The sequence below is a fragment of the Pantoea sp. MBD-2R genome (assembly GCF_039134845.1).
Classification (GTDB): Bacteria; Pseudomonadota; Gammaproteobacteria; order Enterobacterales; family Enterobacteriaceae; genus Erwinia.
This window is the reverse complement of sequence record NZ_CP152417.1, coordinates 4315928-4332077: the sequence shown is the minus strand read 5'-3', so window position 1 is coordinate 4332077 and position 16150 is coordinate 4315928. Positions and strand designations below refer to the sequence as shown.

12 protein-coding genes are annotated in these 16150 nt (G+C 54.5%); 5 read left to right on the top strand and 7 right to left on the bottom strand.

Annotated elements, in window-relative coordinates:
- Window positions 1-26 precede the first annotated feature (26 nt).
- The 3 genes from AAGQ96_RS19985 (at window position 27) to malQ (ending at window position 5639) form a co-directional block, all read left to right on the top strand.
- A complete protein-coding gene (locus AAGQ96_RS19985; RefSeq protein ID WP_147200152.1) occupies window positions 27-785 on the top strand; it encodes a DeoR/GlpR family transcriptional regulator in 759 nt (252 codons plus the stop codon).
- A 356-nt stretch (window positions 786-1141) separates the two neighbouring features.
- Window positions 1142-3571, top strand: a complete 2430-nt coding sequence (malP, locus tag AAGQ96_RS19980) for a maltodextrin phosphorylase (RefSeq protein ID WP_342754400.1) — start codon at window positions 1142-1144, stop codon at window positions 3569-3571.
- Window positions 3555-5639, top strand: coding sequence for a 4-alpha-glucanotransferase (gene malQ / locus AAGQ96_RS19975; RefSeq protein ID WP_342754399.1), 2085 nt, complete (start codon window positions 3555-3557; stop codon window positions 5637-5639). The genes malP and malQ overlap by 17 nt, the downstream gene beginning before the upstream one ends.
- A 91-nt stretch (window positions 5640-5730) precedes the next feature.
- On the opposite strand, the gene nfuA is transcribed toward malQ, so the two are convergent.
- Window positions 5731-6306 carry a Fe-S biogenesis protein NfuA gene (gene nfuA, locus AAGQ96_RS19970; protein ID WP_147200149.1) on the bottom strand — a complete coding sequence of 192 codons (576 nt, stop codon included), beginning with the start codon at window positions 6304-6306 and terminating at the stop codon, window positions 5731-5733.
- A 59-nt stretch (window positions 6307-6365) separates the two neighbouring features.
- Window positions 6366-7049, bottom strand: coding sequence for a DNA utilization protein GntX (gene gntX / locus AAGQ96_RS19965; RefSeq protein WP_342754398.1), 684 nt, complete (start codon window positions 7047-7049; stop codon window positions 6366-6368).
- Between the two features lie 33 nt (window positions 7050-7082).
- Between gntX and bioH the strand changes: the two genes are divergently transcribed.
- Both bioH and AAGQ96_RS19955 read left to right on the top strand, forming a co-directional pair.
- Window positions 7083-7859, top strand: a complete 777-nt coding sequence (gene bioH / locus AAGQ96_RS19960) for a pimeloyl-ACP methyl ester esterase BioH (RefSeq protein ID WP_147200147.1) — start codon at window positions 7083-7085, stop codon at window positions 7857-7859.
- 170 nt (window positions 7860-8029) lie between these two features.
- Entirely contained in the window at window positions 8030-8299 is a 270-nt protein-coding gene (locus tag AAGQ96_RS19955; protein ID WP_342754397.1) for a DUF1471 domain-containing protein, read from the top strand.
- An 18-nt stretch (window positions 8300-8317) separates the two neighbouring features.
- Here AAGQ96_RS19955 and AAGQ96_RS19950 read toward each other — a convergent pair whose 3' ends face one another.
- The 5 genes from AAGQ96_RS19950 to greB all read right to left on the bottom strand — a co-directional run bounded on the left by AAGQ96_RS19950 (window position 8318) and on the right by greB (window position 15869).
- Window positions 8318-10027, bottom strand: a complete 1710-nt coding sequence (locus AAGQ96_RS19950) for an alpha-amylase family glycosyl hydrolase (RefSeq protein WP_147200693.1) — start codon at window positions 10025-10027, stop codon at window positions 8318-8320.
- A gap of 93 nt (window positions 10028-10120) precedes the next feature.
- Window positions 10121-12424 carry a Fe(2+) transporter permease subunit FeoB gene (feoB, locus tag AAGQ96_RS19945; protein WP_342754396.1) on the bottom strand — a complete coding sequence of 768 codons (2304 nt, stop codon included), beginning with the start codon at window positions 12422-12424 and terminating at the stop codon, window positions 10121-10123.
- 10 nt (window positions 12425-12434) lie between these two features.
- Window positions 12435-12662 carry a FeoA domain-containing protein gene (locus tag AAGQ96_RS19940; RefSeq protein WP_147200144.1) on the bottom strand — a complete coding sequence of 76 codons (228 nt, stop codon included), beginning with the start codon at window positions 12660-12662 and terminating at the stop codon, window positions 12435-12437.
- A gap of 306 nt (window positions 12663-12968) precedes the next feature.
- A complete protein-coding gene (locus AAGQ96_RS19935) occupies window positions 12969-15290 on the bottom strand; it encodes a Tex family protein (RefSeq protein WP_342754395.1) in 2322 nt (773 codons plus the stop codon).
- Between the two features lie 99 nt (window positions 15291-15389).
- On the bottom strand, window positions 15390-15869 hold the full coding sequence (gene greB, locus AAGQ96_RS19930) for a transcription elongation factor GreB (protein ID WP_147200142.1): 480 nt from the start codon (window positions 15867-15869) through the stop codon (window positions 15390-15392).
- Window positions 15870-16150: the final 281 nt, after the last annotated feature.

Sequence of the window (16150 nt, the reverse complement as noted above, 5' to 3'; positions counted from 1 at the left end):
AGGGAAGTGATAAACAGGAGAGCTTTGTGAAGCAGACGCAACGTCACGACGCCATTATTGAACTGGTTCGTCGTCAGGGCTATGTCAGTACCGAGGAGCTGGTAGAACATTTTACCGTCAGCCCGCAAACCATCCGTCGCGATCTGAACGATCTGGCGGAGCAGAATAAAATTCAGCGTCATCACGGCGGCGCGGCGCTACCGTCAAGCTCGGAAAACACCGCCTGGCAGGATCGTAAAATGATGTGGTCGGCGGAGAAAGCCCGCATTGCCCAGCGTGTTGCCAGCCAGATACCCGACGGCGCTTCGCTGTTTATTGATATCGGTACCACGCCGGAAGCGGTGGCGCATGCCCTGTTGAATCACAGCAATTTGCGGGTCGTCACCAATAACCTCAATGTGGCGACGCTGCTGATGTCGAAGCCGGATTTCAGCCTGATTATTGCCGGTGGTGAAGTACGTACCCGCGATGGCGGGATTATTGGGGAAGCCACGCTCGACTATATTTCCCAGTTCCGGCTGGACTACGGCATTCTGGGGATCAGCGGCATTGATATGGACGGTTCCCTGCTGGATTTCGACTATCACGAAGTGCGCACCAAACGGGCGATCATAGAAAATTCGCGCTGCGTGATGCTGGTGGCTGACCATTCTAAGTTCGGTCGTAATGCCATGGTTAACCTGGGAAATATGAGCCTCATCGACTATCTGTTTACCGATGAAACCCCACCGCCAGGCGTACTGAAAACCATAGAAGAGCATGAAGTGCATCTGGAGCTGTGCTGACCTGTTAGCACGTTTTCGCAGCATGGACGCTGCAAACGTACCTTCTCGCTTCGCCTTCAGAAACCGTCAAAAAAATCGACAGCATCCTGAATACGCTGGCGATATTGCCGAACATCGACCCCCTCGCCACGCCTGACGAACACCGGCCATCTCATGCGTCATGATCCGATATTGCTGGTTTTCAACGTCAGGAACCGGGCATAAGCGCTTTTTACCCTAACCACCCTGTTTCTCCTCAGCCCACTGATTATCCAATTTATTTGCTTCTCTTTTGAGCATTTTTTTCTGTTCGGGTCTTAACTGTAAGTGACTCAGCCCGTTTGCAAACTTCGTTCCCCCTTTCAGAAGGAAGCGGTATGTCGCAACAGAAATTCAATCAGGCCCGATTTGAGGCGGCTTTGACGCGCCAGTGGCAGCATCTTGGATTATCTTCAGCACGTGAAATGACCTCCCACCAATGGTGGCAGGCGGTGAGTGGTGCGCTGGCAGAAATGCTGGCTGCTGCGCCCCTCAATAAACCCGCAAAGAAGCAGCGCCACGTAAACTACATTTCGATGGAATTTTTAATCGGCAGGCTGACCGGTAATAATCTGTTGAATTTAGGATGGTATGACGAAGTGAAAGCGGTGCTGGCCGCGCACCAGTGCGATTTAAGCGAGCTGCTTGAGGAAGAAGTGGATCCTGCGCTGGGCAATGGCGGATTGGGCCGACTGGCCGCCTGTTTTCTCGACTCAATGGCGACAGTGGGGCAATCCGCGACCGGTTATGGACTGAATTATCAGTATGGCCTGTTCCGGCAATCCTTTCGGGACGGCCAGCAGATTGAATCTCCAGACGACTGGCATCGCAGCAGTTATCCGTGGTTTCGCCACAATGCCGCGCTGGATGTGAAGGTGGGACTCGGCGGCAAAGTGGAAAAAAATGCCCAGGGCGGTTTTATCTGGCATCCCGCTTTTACCCTGCGCGGTGAGGCCTGGGATTTGCCTGTGACCGGCTATCGCAATGGCATCGTGCAGCCGCTGCGGCTGTGGCAGGCGACGCATATTCATCCTTTCAACCTGACGCTATTCAACGACGGGAAATTTTTACAGGCGGAACAGCAGGGCATTGATGCGGCAAAGCTGACTAAGGTGCTCTATCCCAACGATAACCATCAGGAAGGCAAACGTCTTCGGCTAATGCAGCAATATTTTCAGTGTGCCTGCTCGGTAGCTGACATCCTGCGCCGTCATCATCTTGCCGGGCGGAAAATTGCCGAGCTGCCCGATTACGAAGTCATTCAGCTTAACGATACGCACCCAACCATCGCCATCCCGGAAATGCTGCGCGTCCTGCTGGATGAACACCAGCTGGCGTGGGATGACGCCTGGGCGATAACCAGCCGAACCTTTGCCTATACCAACCATACGCTGATGCCGGAAGCGCTGGAGCGGTGGGATCAGCGACTGGTGCGCACGCTGCTGCCGCGTCATTATATGATTGTTAAAGAGATTAACCGTCGATTCAAAAAAGTGGTTGATAAGCACTGGCCCGGCGACGAAGCCATATGGGAAAAACTGGCCGTGTTGTACGACCACCAGCTACGAATGGCGAATCTGTGCGTGGTCAGCGGCTTCGCGGTCAACGGCGTGGCGGCGCTGCACTCGGAGCTGGTGGTAAAAGATCTGTTCCCGGAATATCACCAGCTGTGGCCGAAAAAATTCCATAACGTCACCAATGGGATAACGCCGCGCCGCTGGCTTAAGCAGTGTAATCCCGAGCTGGCGACGCTTATCGATCAAACGCTCAACGTCGAATGGGCTAACCATCTGGACGTATTGAAAGGGCTGGAGGCATGTGCGGACGATGCGGATTTCCGCAAGCGTTACCGACAAATCAAGCATAACAACAAGGTCCGTCTGGCGGACTATATCCATCGCCTGACCGGCATCAAGGTTAGCCCGGAGGCGATGTTCGATGTACAAATCAAACGTCTGCACGAGTACAAACGCCAGCATCTTGGCCTGCTGCATATCCTCTCCTGCTACAAGCAGCTGCGCGACAATCCGCAAATGGATTTTGTCCCGCGCGTTTTCCTGTTTGGGGCGAAAGCTGCGCCGGGCTACTACCTGGCGAAAAACATTATTTACGCCATCAACAAAGTAGCCGAGAAGATTAACAACGATCCGAAGATTGGCGACAAGCTGAAGGTCGTCTTTATCCCGGATTACCGCATTACGGCGGCTGAGCTAATGATCCCGGCGGCCGATCTCTCTGAACAAATTTCTACGGCGGGTTACGAGGCTTCCGGCACGGGCAACATGAAGCTGGCGCTGAACGGTGCATTAACTATTGGCACGCTGGACGGCGCTAACGTGGAGATCGCGCAACAGGTAGGTGAAGAAAATATCTTTATCTTTGGTAACACCGTGGATGAAGTGAAAGCACTGAAAGCCAGCGGTTATGCGCCGCTAAAGCTGCGGAAAAAAGACAAGCATCTGGATGCCATTTTGAAAGAGCTGGAAAAGGGTTTTTTCAGCAATGGCGACAAGCACGCCTTCGATATGTTTCTCGACAGCCTGGGGAAATATGGCGATCCGTGGCTGGTTCTGGCAGATTTTGCCAGCTACTGCGCCGCGCAAAAACGCGTAGAAGCGCTCTGGCGCGATGAAGAAGCCTGGACTCGCACGGCCATTCTTAATACTGCCCGCTGCGGCATGTTCAGTTCCGATCGATCAATTCGCGATTATCAGCAACGTATCTGGCAGGCCAAACGGCCCGGGAGAGGCGATGGACAAGAAGTTTGAGCAGGCCGCTAAAGACGCGGGTATTGCGTCAGAATACATCAATGCCAAAGGGCAAAAAGAGCAGATAGATGTCGACATTCGCCGGCGTTTGCTGGCGGCGATGTCATCTGAAAAACGTAAAGCAAAGCCTGGCCCAATCCCGGGCTGTAAGGTGTTTCAGCACAAGCGCCTTTTGCAGCTGGAAGTGGGAGGAAAGGGCGCTTATCAATGGCAGCTGGTGACTGAGAACGGACGTGAATATCAGGGTGAGGTATCAGCAGGTGAAGTGATGACGTTGCCCGCCAACCTGGCGCTGGGCTACCACCAGCTGTGGCTGACTCAGGCCAAAAAAAGCTGGCAATGCCGGGTGATTGTGGCACCCAAACGCTGCTATGAACCGACATCGGTGCGGCAGGGCGATAAAATCTGGGGACTGAGCGTACAGCTCTATTCCGTGCGTTCAGAACAGAACTGGGGGATCGGCGACTTTGGCGATCTGAAACGAATGGTGACGGAAGTGGCCGAACGCGGCGGCGATTTTATTGGTCTGAATCCGATCCATTCGCTCTATCCCGCCAGTCCGGTCAGCGCCAGCCCCTATAGCCCTTCGTCGCGGCGCTGGCTGAACGTGCTCTATATCGACGTGAGCGCCGTGCCTGAGTTTCAGCAAAGCGACGAGGCACAGCTGTGGCTAATGGGGGAAAACATCCAGCGCCGGCTAAAGCAGGTTCGCGAAGGCGATTGGGTCGATTACGGCATCGTCGGCGAACTGAAAATGATTTCCCTGAGTCTGGCCTGGAAGACTTTCTGTCAGCATGGCGAGGATCATCCCAGCCAGCGGCATTTCGCCGATTTTATCGCTAAAGGTGGCGAAAGCCTTTACTGGCAGGCGGCTTTCGATGCCTTGCACGGGGCGATGATCAAGGAAAATGATAACTTCTGGGGCTGGCCGGTCTGGCCGGAAGCGCTGCGTGACGTTCATAGCGAAGCGGTACGGGAGTTTTGCGAGCAGCATCAGGAAGAAGTGCGTTTCTGGCTGTGGCTGCAATGGCTGGCGAATCGTCAGTTTGAAGAGTGCTGGCAACTCAGTCAGCAGCGAGGCATGGCGGTTGGATTGTATCGCGATCTTGCCGTAGGCGTCGCGGAAGGCGGCGCTGAAACCTGGTGTGACCGCGAGCTCTACTGCATGGACGTTTCGGTTGGCGCGCCGCCCGATATCCTTGGGCCGCTCGGACAAAACTGGGGCTTGCCGCCGATGGATCCGCACGTGATGGCGGCAAGAGGCTATCAGCCGTTTATCGATCTGCTGCGGGCAAATATGGCCAGCTGCGGCGCCTTGCGTATCGACCACGTGATGTCGCTGCTGCGGCTGTGGTGGATACCTTATGGTGAAACGGCCAACTATGGTGCCTATGTTTCTTATCCGGTCGACGATCTGATCGCGATCCTGGCGCTGGAAAGCCAGCGAAACCAGTGCATGGTGCTGGGCGAGGATTTGGGTACGGTGCCGCAGGAGATCGTCGCTAAGCTGCGCAACGCCGCGATTTACTCGTGGAAGGTGCTCTATTTCGAACAGGAAAAACATGAACGCTATCGTGCGCCCGCAGCCTGGCCGCGTCAGTCGGTGGCGAGCGCCACCACGCACGATCTGCCAACGCTACGAGGTTTCTGGAATGCGGTCGATTTAGAAATGGGCGAAGTGCTGGGACTCTATCCCGATAAAGTGGTGTTGCATGGCCTGTATCAGCAACGTGCGCGTCAAAAGCAGGCTTTACTGGAAGCCTTACATCAATATGGCTGCCTGCCGAAAAGCGCGGGCAAAAAAGCCAGCCTGATGAAAATGACCCCGGTTCTGAATCGCGGCATGCACCGTTTTATTGCCGACAGCGGCAGCGCTTTGCTGGGATTACAGCCGGAAGATCTGCTGGATATGGATAAGCCAGTCAACGTGCCGGGCACGGTCGATCAATATCCCAACTGGCGACGCAAGCTAAGCGTCTCGCTGGAAACGATGTTTAATGATGCGCACGTTAATGCGTTGCTCAACGATGTGCATCGCAGGCGCAAAGCGGGGAAAAAACAGGCGTAAAAGCCGAAAGCAGAGGCGAAGGCGCGTCGTCTTTTTCTGTCAGGATGCTATCCAACAGAACGTTACGGCAGCGCTATCGCCCGTCTGGCAATCAGTAGAAGGAGTGCTCGCCGCGCTGGTGCTCGGTCAGGTCACGCACGCCTTTCAGTTCCGGGAAGGCAACCAGCAGCTCTTTTTCGATCCCTTCCTTCAGCGTCACGTCGACCATTGAACAACCGTTACAGCCGCCGCCAAATTGCAGAATGGCAAAGCCGTCATCAGTGATTTCCATCAGTGAAACTTTACCGCCGTGACTGGCCAGCTGCGGGTTAATCGTTGCCTGGAGCTGATACTCAACGCGCTCAATCAGCGGCGCATCGTCGCTCACTTTACGCATTTTGGCGTTAGGCGCTTTTAGCGTTAGCTGGGAACCCAGGTTATCGGTGACGAAATCAATCTCGGCCTCTTCCAGATAAGGGGCGCTCAGTTCGTCAACGTATGCGGAAAGCTTTTCGAACTTGAGCTCGGTGTCGGTGGCTTCTACTGCGTCGGGTGGGCAGTAGGAGACGCCGCATTCCGCGGTTGGCGTACCCGGATTGATCACGAATACGCGAATCTGGGTGCCCTCTTCTTGTTTTGACAGCAGTTTTGCGAAGTGCTCTTGCGCAGAATCAGTAATTCGGATCATGGCTATTGCTCAATAGTTGACTAAATTAGTGGGTTTATTTTACGCCGATCGTCGACGCTCTACAAGGTGCGGCACAGGCACCAGATTTGCACGCTGGCGGCACCTTTAGCCAGCAGTACACGGCTGATTTCTTCGACCGTACTGCCCGTGGTAACGACATCATCCAGTAAGGCGATATGCCGTCCAGCCACCGCCGTTTCAACCCTGAACGCGCCGCGAAGATTCCTGCGGCGAGCGCTGGCCGGTAGACGATGCTGAATCCGGGTCTTGCGCCTGCGTGACAAGCCAGCCGCCTCATAAAAGCAGCCTGTCCAGCGAGCCAGACAGCGGGCCATATCATCCAGCTGATTATAACCGCGCTGCCAGGCCCGCTTTTTATGCAGCGGCACACACAGTAACAGGTCTGGCCGGTACAGGTGGCGATCGCGCCGCTCAGTTAACCAACTTAGCAAAAATAGCCGCGCAAGCATCACCGAGAGTGCTGTTGCCTGCAAAAACTTGAGACGCTGAACCAGTTCCCGCAGCGGCGGCTGCCAGTCAGTAACAAAAACGATGCGCTGCCAGGCGGGCGGGCGTAACTGACAGCGGCCGCATTCCCGGCGACTATGCAGCGCTGGTAAACCACAGCGCGGGCAGCATTCAGCCTGCATCGGCAGACGGCGCAAACAAAAGCAGCAGAGGCCGTGGTGGGGTAAAGCGAGTGGCATCTTGCATAGCCAACAGGCGGTGGGCATTGATAGCATAGCGTCCTCCATGACAAAAACAGGATTATAACGATGGCTCAGCTTTACTGGCAGACAACCGGCACGGGAGATCGCGATCTTGTGATGCTGCACGGCTGGGGACTGAATGCAGGCGTGTGGCAAAACATTATTGCGCGGCTCAGCCCGCATTTTCGGCTGCATCTGGTCGATCTACCTGGCTATGGCCGCAGCGAAGGCTTTACAGCGATGAGCGTGGAAGAGATGGTGGCAAACCTGCTGCCTTTCGCGCCCGCTAACGCGCTCTGGTTGGGCTGGTCGCTGGGTGGGCTGGTGGCCAGTAAGATGGCGTTGCAGCATCCGGAACGGGTCAGCGCGCTGATTACCGTCGCCTCGTCGCCTTGTTTCACGGCTGATGAAAACTGGCCGGGTATTAAACCGGAAACGCTAAGCAATTTTCAGCAGCAGCTGAGTGAAAACTTTCAGCGTACCGTGGAGCGTTTTCTTGCGCTGCAAACCCTGGGCACGGAATCGGCCAGGCAGGATGCAAAACTGCTGAAAAGCGTGGTTCTGTCGTTACCGGCACCGGAAGTTGCGGTGTTAAACGGCGGACTGGAGATTTTACGCACGGTGGATCTGCGTGCTGAGATGGCCGCACTCAGCGTGCCGATGCTGCGTATTTACGGTGCGCTGGATGGCCTGGTCCCCCGTAAAATCGCGCCAATTCTCGATGAATGCTATCCCGGGAGTGGCTCAGTCGTGATGGACAAAGCCGCGCATGCCCCCTTCATTTCTCATCCCGATCTGTTCTGCGATCAACTGATTGATTTCGGTTCAAAAATCGTCCGCTAAATTTTTGCAAAAACTGGCGCTTTATTTATTACGGTTAATAATTATCAAGGTAAGCAAGGTCGCTTACCTTTTTACCTCTGAGTAGTCCAGGGAGTTGGGCATTTATGACCTCCCTGCATTCTCATCAAGCGACTGCTTATCCACTACAAAACAATGATGGAGTGTCTTTGATGAAAATTTTTAAAACTGTGGCGATTGCTCTTATGGTCGGTTCCGTCTCTTTTGCTGCTGTGGCTGCAAAAGAAGTGACTAAAGAGGAAGTGCAAAAGCTGAAGCTGGAAAAGATTGGCACGGTAAACACCACGGCGGAAACCACTTCTCCAATGGATGCCAAAGCGGTGTTGTCTAAACTGGCGGACGAAAAAGGCGGCAAATACTATCTGATCATTGCCGGGCGTGAGCACGGTAAATTCAGTGCGGTCGCTGAAGTGTATAAATAAAAACGCCAGCAGGCAGAGTTATTCTGCCTGCTGTTTCTCACTGCTGCTTTTCAGCCACAAAAAGTTCCACGGCGGCAGCGTGAGCGGATGGGCCTGGTCAAAAATACTGGTGCCGACAATATCCCGATAGAGCCTGTTATCCGGCAGGGTATAAGTTATCTCTTTGCTGCTTAAATTGAACAAACACAACACTTCATCATGCGATCTGGCCGATCTGCGCCGAAGAATAAACAGCGAATTCTCACTTTCCAGCACTTCCATCGGATTATCAGGATGGAAAGCGGGCTGGCGCGTTCTTAGCTGAATCAGCTTGCTGAGGGCATGGTAAACCTTGTGTCGCAGTGACTGTCTGTCGCTTAACGCGGCTTCAATCTGGCTGATAGCGTACTTCTCACGATTTATCGCCCGGTTATAGCCTGCCACTTTGACGCCTTCCGTATCGTTGCGCGACCCTAAAATACTTTGCACGTAGACCGCAGGCACGCCCGGAAAGGCCAGCAAGATGGCATGCGCCAGCATAAAACGTTGCAGACGAACCTCATCGTCATCCTCTTTTTTATTCAGCGCATCCATGTAGGTGACATTGATTTCATAGGGACTGGTCGTCCCGTCGGGATTGTTCTTCCAGGAAACCAGCGCGCCTTCAGAAGTCAAATCCCTCACCAGCGAGACGATTTCCGTTTCCGGCAAAATACCGCGCAGTGGATTAAGGCCAATGCCGTCGTGAGACGCGAGAAAATTAAACCAGGTCGTCGTGCCCGCGCCGGGATCCAGTGAAGAGGCCCACTGCTTGAGCGCACGCGATGAACCATAATGGATGGCGTGCAGCACCAGCGGTGGCAGCGAGAACTGATAAACCATCTGCGCTTCGTCGTGCCCATCTCCCAGATAGCTGATGTTGTCTTTATGCGGCACGTTGGTCTCGGTAATAATCACCGTGCCGGGCGCGACAAGGTTGGCGATAGCGCGAAAAAGTTTGACCAGCTGATGGGTTTTCTCAAGGTGAATGCAGGCGGTGCCGGGCGTTTTCCACATGTAGCCAACGGCATCCAGACGCACGTAGTCGGCACCTTTCGCCAGATAGTCCAGCAGCACGTTTACCATGCTCAGTAAGACCTGAGGATTGGCAAAGTTCAGGTCGATTTGATCGGCGCTAAAGGTGGTCCAGATAAAGCGCGTGTCGCCGTTTGCCATTGCAAAGGGTGTTAGCAGCGGCGAGGTTCGTGGTCGGGTTACCGCACCTAAATCAGTTGAGGGCGGCATGCTGATAAAAAAATTATCCCAGGCGGGATCCTGTGCCAGATAGTGCTTAAACCAGGCGCTGTGGGCGGAAATGTGATTGCAGACGAAATCGAACATCAGCCGCGTGTGCTGGTGCAGCTCGGCGACGTCCGACCATTCACCGCAGATAGCACTGACCTGGTGATAGTCGATAACGGAAAAACCATCGTCGGACGAGTAGGGGAAAAAAGGCAGCAGGTGAACAAGGTTAAAACATTTCAGATGCTGCTGATAAAAGCGGGAGAAGGTTGACAGCGTGGGCGCTTCGCTTTCGCGGAACTGATCGGCGTAGGTAATCAGCACCACATCTTTTTCATCCCAGTGCGCTTTACGCTGGTGAGTCAGCGTGCTTTGCGCCTGTGAAATGGCGTTTGCCAGCCTTTCCCGACAATCGGCAGGAAAAGTGCCCTCATAGATCTTATCGAGCAGGTTATTGATAATTTCCATTGCTATACAGTGAGCCACCGCATTGGTTACAGCCACGTTAGTTTTCACTGTAGACCGTTGAAGCAAATTCGCAACTTCAACGGCCTCCGTCAGTCAGTGGCAGCGGCCTTTTTTGCGACAGCCTGCGCAGCCTGCCGCTGTAAGGGTTCTCACTTCCAGACGCTGTGGCGACAGAGTGATATTTTTCAGCATCAGCCACAGAAGCAGGTTAAAGGCCACCACGGCGGTAATGATAATGGCGCTGGATTGAGGATGGCTGGCAAACGTGGCCAGCTGGAAAAACAACGCCGCCAGCGAGTAAGCCAGATTCAGCCCCCAAAAGTTGGAGAACAGCATCCAGCGCGTGCTGCTTTCGCGGGTGACGGCGCCCATTACCGACACGCAGGGGACATACAGCAGAACGAAAATCAGGTAGCTGTAAGCGGCAATATCGCTGCCAAACTTGCTGTGCATGACGCCCATCGCGCCGCCCGCCATTTCGCCATCGCCTTTGCTGGCATCCAGCGGATGAAACAGGACGCTCAGGCGGAAGGTGCTTTTCACGCCATCCCAGGTTTCCGCCACCGCCGCTTTCAGCTCAGCCAGCAGGCTGTAATTTTCCGCATCAAAAGTTTCCTGATGCAGCGCCTCTGCGGTGTAAAGCGTGTTGAGCGTACCGATAACCACTTCTTTCGCCATGGCGCCCGTGACCAGCCCGACCGTGGCCTGCCAGTTATCATTTTCCACGCCGATGGGATTCAGCAGCGGCGTCAACTGACGGCTGACGGTTGCCAGCGCTGAGTCGTTAATGGTGGAAACCGGCTGGCCGCTGAAGGAGAAGCTGTTGAGCGCGCCAATCACCATGCTGACGATGACGATGACTTTACCGGCGCGCAGCACAAAACTTTTTAACCGCTGCCAGGTTTGCAGGAACAGACTTTTGAGATGAGGAACGTGCCAGCTCGGCATTTCCATCATGAACGGCGCGGCATCACCACGCAGCAAGGTTGATTTCAGGATCAGTCCGGTGGTGATAGCGGCGGCAATCCCCAAAAGGTAGAGGCTGAAAACGATCAGTGCGCCGCTCTGCCCGAAAAAGGCGGAAGCAAACACCGCAAAAATTGCCAGCCTTGCACCGCAAGACATAAACGGTGCCATCAGCATGGTCATCAGGCGATCGCGTGGCGCATCGAGCGTACGCGTAGCCATGACGCCCGGCACGTTACAGCCAAAACCCACAATCAGCGGCACAAAGGATTTACCTGGCAGACCCAAGGTTTGCATCAGCCGATCTACCACAAAGGCAGCACGCGCCATATAGCCGGAATCTTCCATAAAAGAAAGGAACAAATACATCAGGCCAATCTGTGGGATCAGCGGCATCACCGTGGTGATCCCGCCGCCAACGCCCTGGGCCAGGAACAGCGTCACTATAGCCGGCAGGTGCAGCTGGGCACCCAGCCACTGCATACCATCAATAAAGATTGCCGTTGCGCTGCCTTCGAACAGTGGCTGCAAGGCGCCACCAAGGTTGATGGCAAGGAAGAACATCAGGTACATCACCGCGAAGAAAATGGGAATGCCCAGCCAGCGGTTCAACACGATGGCATCCAGCCGGGCTGAAAGCCGATGCTGCGTGGTCTGCTGTGTGCGGGTGGTCGTTTCGCAAAGTGCTTCAATCGTCGCATAGCGAGCCAGGGTAATCGCCATTGCGCTGTCATCCCGCTGCGGTAACTGCAGCAGCAAATCTACCGCGTGGCCGGCCTGAGAACGGCAGTAAATATCACCTTCCAGCATTTGCAATGCCATCCAGCGGCGGCGGTGAGCGGCCAGTTCAGTGGGCATCGCGGCGGTAAGCCGGGCGGCATTATTTTCTATCGCTTGTGGATAAATGATATCGAATGCGGCAGGGCTGCCGGAAAAGTTGTCGATGGCGTTTCTCAGCTCGGCAAGGCCTTTTTTTCGAGTGGAAACCAGCGGAACAACCGGACAGCCAAGCGCGGCCGCCAGCGCGGTGATATCGATCTGAATATGCAAATTCTCAGCGATATCCAGCATATTCAGCGCAACGATGCAGGGAATGCCCAGTTCGCGTAATTGCAGCGTCAGGTAGAGATTGCGGGCCAGATTGCTGGCATCCACAACGTTAATCAGCAGATCCGCTTCCCCGCTGAGAATGTAATGGCAGGCAATCTGTTCATCCAGCGAAGTCTGTTCAGAGAGGGTGGTCAGTGAGTAGGTGCCCGGCAGATCCACCAGCTGAACCTGATACTGCGCGGTGGTGAAACTGCCAGATTTACGTTCTACCGTTACGCCAGCCCAGTTGCCGACGCGCTGTCTGGCACCGGTCAGCTGGTTAAAAAGCGTGGTTTTACCTGCGTTAGGGTTGCCAATCAGCCCAATCGTACATGCTTTCATGAGTTCGCTCCTATCCGTTCAGGTCTTCGAGCTGGAGGTGAGAAAGATCCTGGCGGCGCAGCGCCAGCACGGCGTAGCGATTTTCGATTTTCACCGGTCCGCCAAAGGGCGCGGTGGCGGTAACGCGGAAGCTGGAGCCAGGTCGCAAACCCTGTAGCAGAAGTTTTTGTTGGAATTCGGGGCTGATAGTCGGCGAGAAACCGAGAATTTTGTACTGATTACGAAGCGCGATGTGCATATAACCACCCTGGTTGTGTGACTAACCGTGATAATTGATGGCGGCAATCATAGTGAGAATGATTCGTAATGCAGTTGACGTGGAACAAGTTTGATCGCGGAGAAAGTATCTGGAAAGTAAACGAGAAAGATATAGCGAGATGATTCCAGCGCTGGCCAGAAAAATGAGGGGCAAAGCGCCCCTTGATCATGCTCCGGGTCGTTCGTTCCAGGCGTCGTGAGCTAGCAAGTTACCGTCTATGCCCGCTCCCGAGGCAGCAGGTGGTTTGATGAGGGAGCAGAGCGGGCATCAGCCCGCTCTGAATACCTATTTCTTGCCGAAAGCAGCAGCCAGCGCATCGCCCATGGCGCTGTTACCCGCAGGCTGTGCCGCCGGACGCGGACGTGATTTGTTCTGCGCCGGTCGTGCATTTTCACGGCCGCTGGCAGCATTGCCACGGCGTGAGTTGGTTTCGCCTGGCTGTTCGTCCAGACGCATGGTCAACGCGATACGCTTGCGTTGCAGATCCACTTCCATCACCTTCACTTTAACAATATCGCCCGCCTTGACCACCTTATGCGGGTCATCAACGAACTTATCGGCGAGGGAAGAGATATGCACCAGGCCATCCTGATGCACGCCGATATCGACGAAAGCGCCAAAATTGGTCACGTTGGTTACCGAGCCTTCCAGCACCATACCCGGCAGCAGATCGTTCATGGTCTCTATGCCTTCGGCAAACTGGGCGGTCTTAAACTCAGGACGCGGATCGCGGCCTGGCTTTTCCAGTTCTTTAAGAATATCGGTCACGGTCGGCACGCCGAACTTCTCATCGGTAAAATCTACCGCGCGCAGGTTGCGCAGCGCCGACGGATTGCCCATTAAATCGTTCAACGCCTGTTCTGTTGCTTTCAAAATACGTTCCACCACCGGATAGGTTTCCGGGTGAACGGTTGAGGCATCCAGCGGGTTTTCGCCCTGGTTAATGCGCAGGAAGCCCGCGCACTGTTCGAAGGCTTTCGGCCCCAGACGGCTAACTTTTAACAATTGCTGGCGGTTCTGGAAACGGCCGTTTTCATCACGCCAGCCAACGATATTCTGCGCCATCATCTTGCTCAGGCCCGCCACGCGGGTTAGCAAAGGCACGGAGGCGGTATTTAAATCGACGCCAACGCCGTTGACACAGTCTTCCACCACCGCATCCAGCTTTTTCGCCAGCTGGCTCTGGCTGACGTCGTGCTGATACTGGCCAACCCCGATCGACTTCGGATCGATCTTCACCAGTTCGGAAAGCGGATCTTGCAGGCGACGAGCGATCGAGACTGCGCCACGGATCGAGACGTCCAGATCCGGGAACTCCAGCGCGGCCAGCTCAGAAGCGGAATAGACCGAAGCGCCGGCTTCACTGACAATCACTTTCTGCGCGTTAACTTTTGGGAACTGCTTCTGCACATCCAGGAAGAAACGTTCGGTTTCACGTGAGGCGGTGCCGTTGCCAATCGCCACCAGTTCGACTTGATGCTTTATACATAACGCAGCGACTGCGGCAGCCGCTTTAGCCGCCTGTCCGGTGTGAGGGTAGATGGTATCGGTAGCGACCAGTTTGCCGGTGGCATCAACAACCGCCACTTTTACGCCGGTACGCAGGCCTGGATCCAGCCCCATCGTGGCGCGCATGCCTGCCGGTGCCGCCATCAGCAGATCGTGCAGGTTGCGGGCAAAAACGTTAATCGCTTCGTCTTCAGCGCGTTCGCGCACCGTGCCCATCAGTTCGGTTTCAAGGTGCAGCAACACCTTAATCCGCCACGTCCAGCTGACCACGGCTTTACGCCAGCTGTCAGCCGGGGCGTTATTCAGGCGCAGATTCAGATGCTCAGCAATAATCTGCTCGCCGTGACTTTCACGTGGTGGCTCGTCGAACTGCGGATCGGCATTCAGCGCCAGCTGAAGCACGCCTTCATTACGGCCACGGAACATGGCCAGCGCACGGTGAGAAGGAACCGTTGAAAGGGCTTCATGATGATCGAAATAGTCGCGGAATTTCGCGCCTTCCTCTTCTTTGCCTTCAACAACGCGTGACACCAGATGCGCATTTTTCCACAGGTAATCACGCACTTTTGCCAGCAGCGTGGCATCCTCGGAAAAACGTTCCATCAGGATGTAGCGAGCGCCATCCAGTGCGGCTTTGGTATCGGCCACGCCGTTGTCGGCGTCAACGAAGCCTGCTGCTACCTGCTCCGGTTCCTGCGAGGGATCCTGCCACAGCGTATCGGCCAGCGGTTGCAGACCTGCTTCGATAGCAATCTGACCACGAGTGCGGCGTTTAGGCTTGTAAGGCAAATAGAGATCTTCAAGTTCGGTTTTGCTCAGGGTGTTGCTGATGGCGTGGTTTAGTTCATCGGTCAGCTTGCCCTGGTCGCCGATAGATTTCAGAATCGACTGGCGACGGTCTTCAAGTTCGCGCAGATAACCCAGGCGGGTTTCCAGCTGACGGAGCTGGGTGTCGTCCAGACCTCCGGTCACTTCCTTACGATAGCGTGCGATAAACGGCACGGTGTTCCCTTCATCCAGCAGACGGACAGCGGCATCAACCTGTTCTGCTCGCGCCTGCAGCTCACTTGCAATTATGCGGCTCAGCGATTCTTTCATTATCGGTTACTTTATGGCTCAAGATTTAGCGGACAGTTATACGGATTGCGCAGGGTAATTGCCAGCGTATGTCCCTGCTGGCGTACCAAATCCGCGTGATTAGGATTGTTTAACGTAGTCGATTTGATTGACGTACCAGCACGCTTCACCAACCGGCGTTTGCACGGTAGCTAAATCGCCCACTTCTTTTTTCAGCAATGCGCGGGCCATCGGCGAGTCGATAGAGATGTAATCGTTACGGCCAAAGATTTCGTCGTAGCCGACGATGCGAAAGCGTTTGATTTCACCGTCGTCGTTTTCTACCTCAACCCAGGCACCGAAAAAGACTTTGCCTTCCTGCTGCGGTGAATAATCGACAATGCGCAGCTGCTCAAGGCATTTGGTAAGATAGCGCACGCGGCGATCGATCTCGCGCAGACGCTTTTTGTTGTACTGATAGTCGGCGTTTTCGCTACGGTCGCCCAGGCTGGCAGCCCAGGTCACTTTTTTGGTCACTTCTGGCCGATCTTCACGCCAGAGAAAGTCCAGCTCCTGCTTTAATTTGTCGTAACCTTCGCGGGTGATCAGTTTGGTTTTCATCTTAATCCAAATTTTTCTCGAAAATGCTTTATCCATTTTGTTGCGAGCTGGACAACGATGCAAATCCCATCTGCTTTTTTCTGCCTGACGTTACTGCTTGTTTGTCCTGGCAATTCGTCTGAAAGAGAGCTGAATATCCGCACATTTTTGCGGCGTAATTAAAGATAAGCTGCTGTTTAATATGCTTTGTAACAATTTCGGCTAGAATATAAACCATTATTGACTGTTACATTCAGGCATCTTTTTTAAGAATAATGACTCAGGCAATAGCGCCTTTGGGA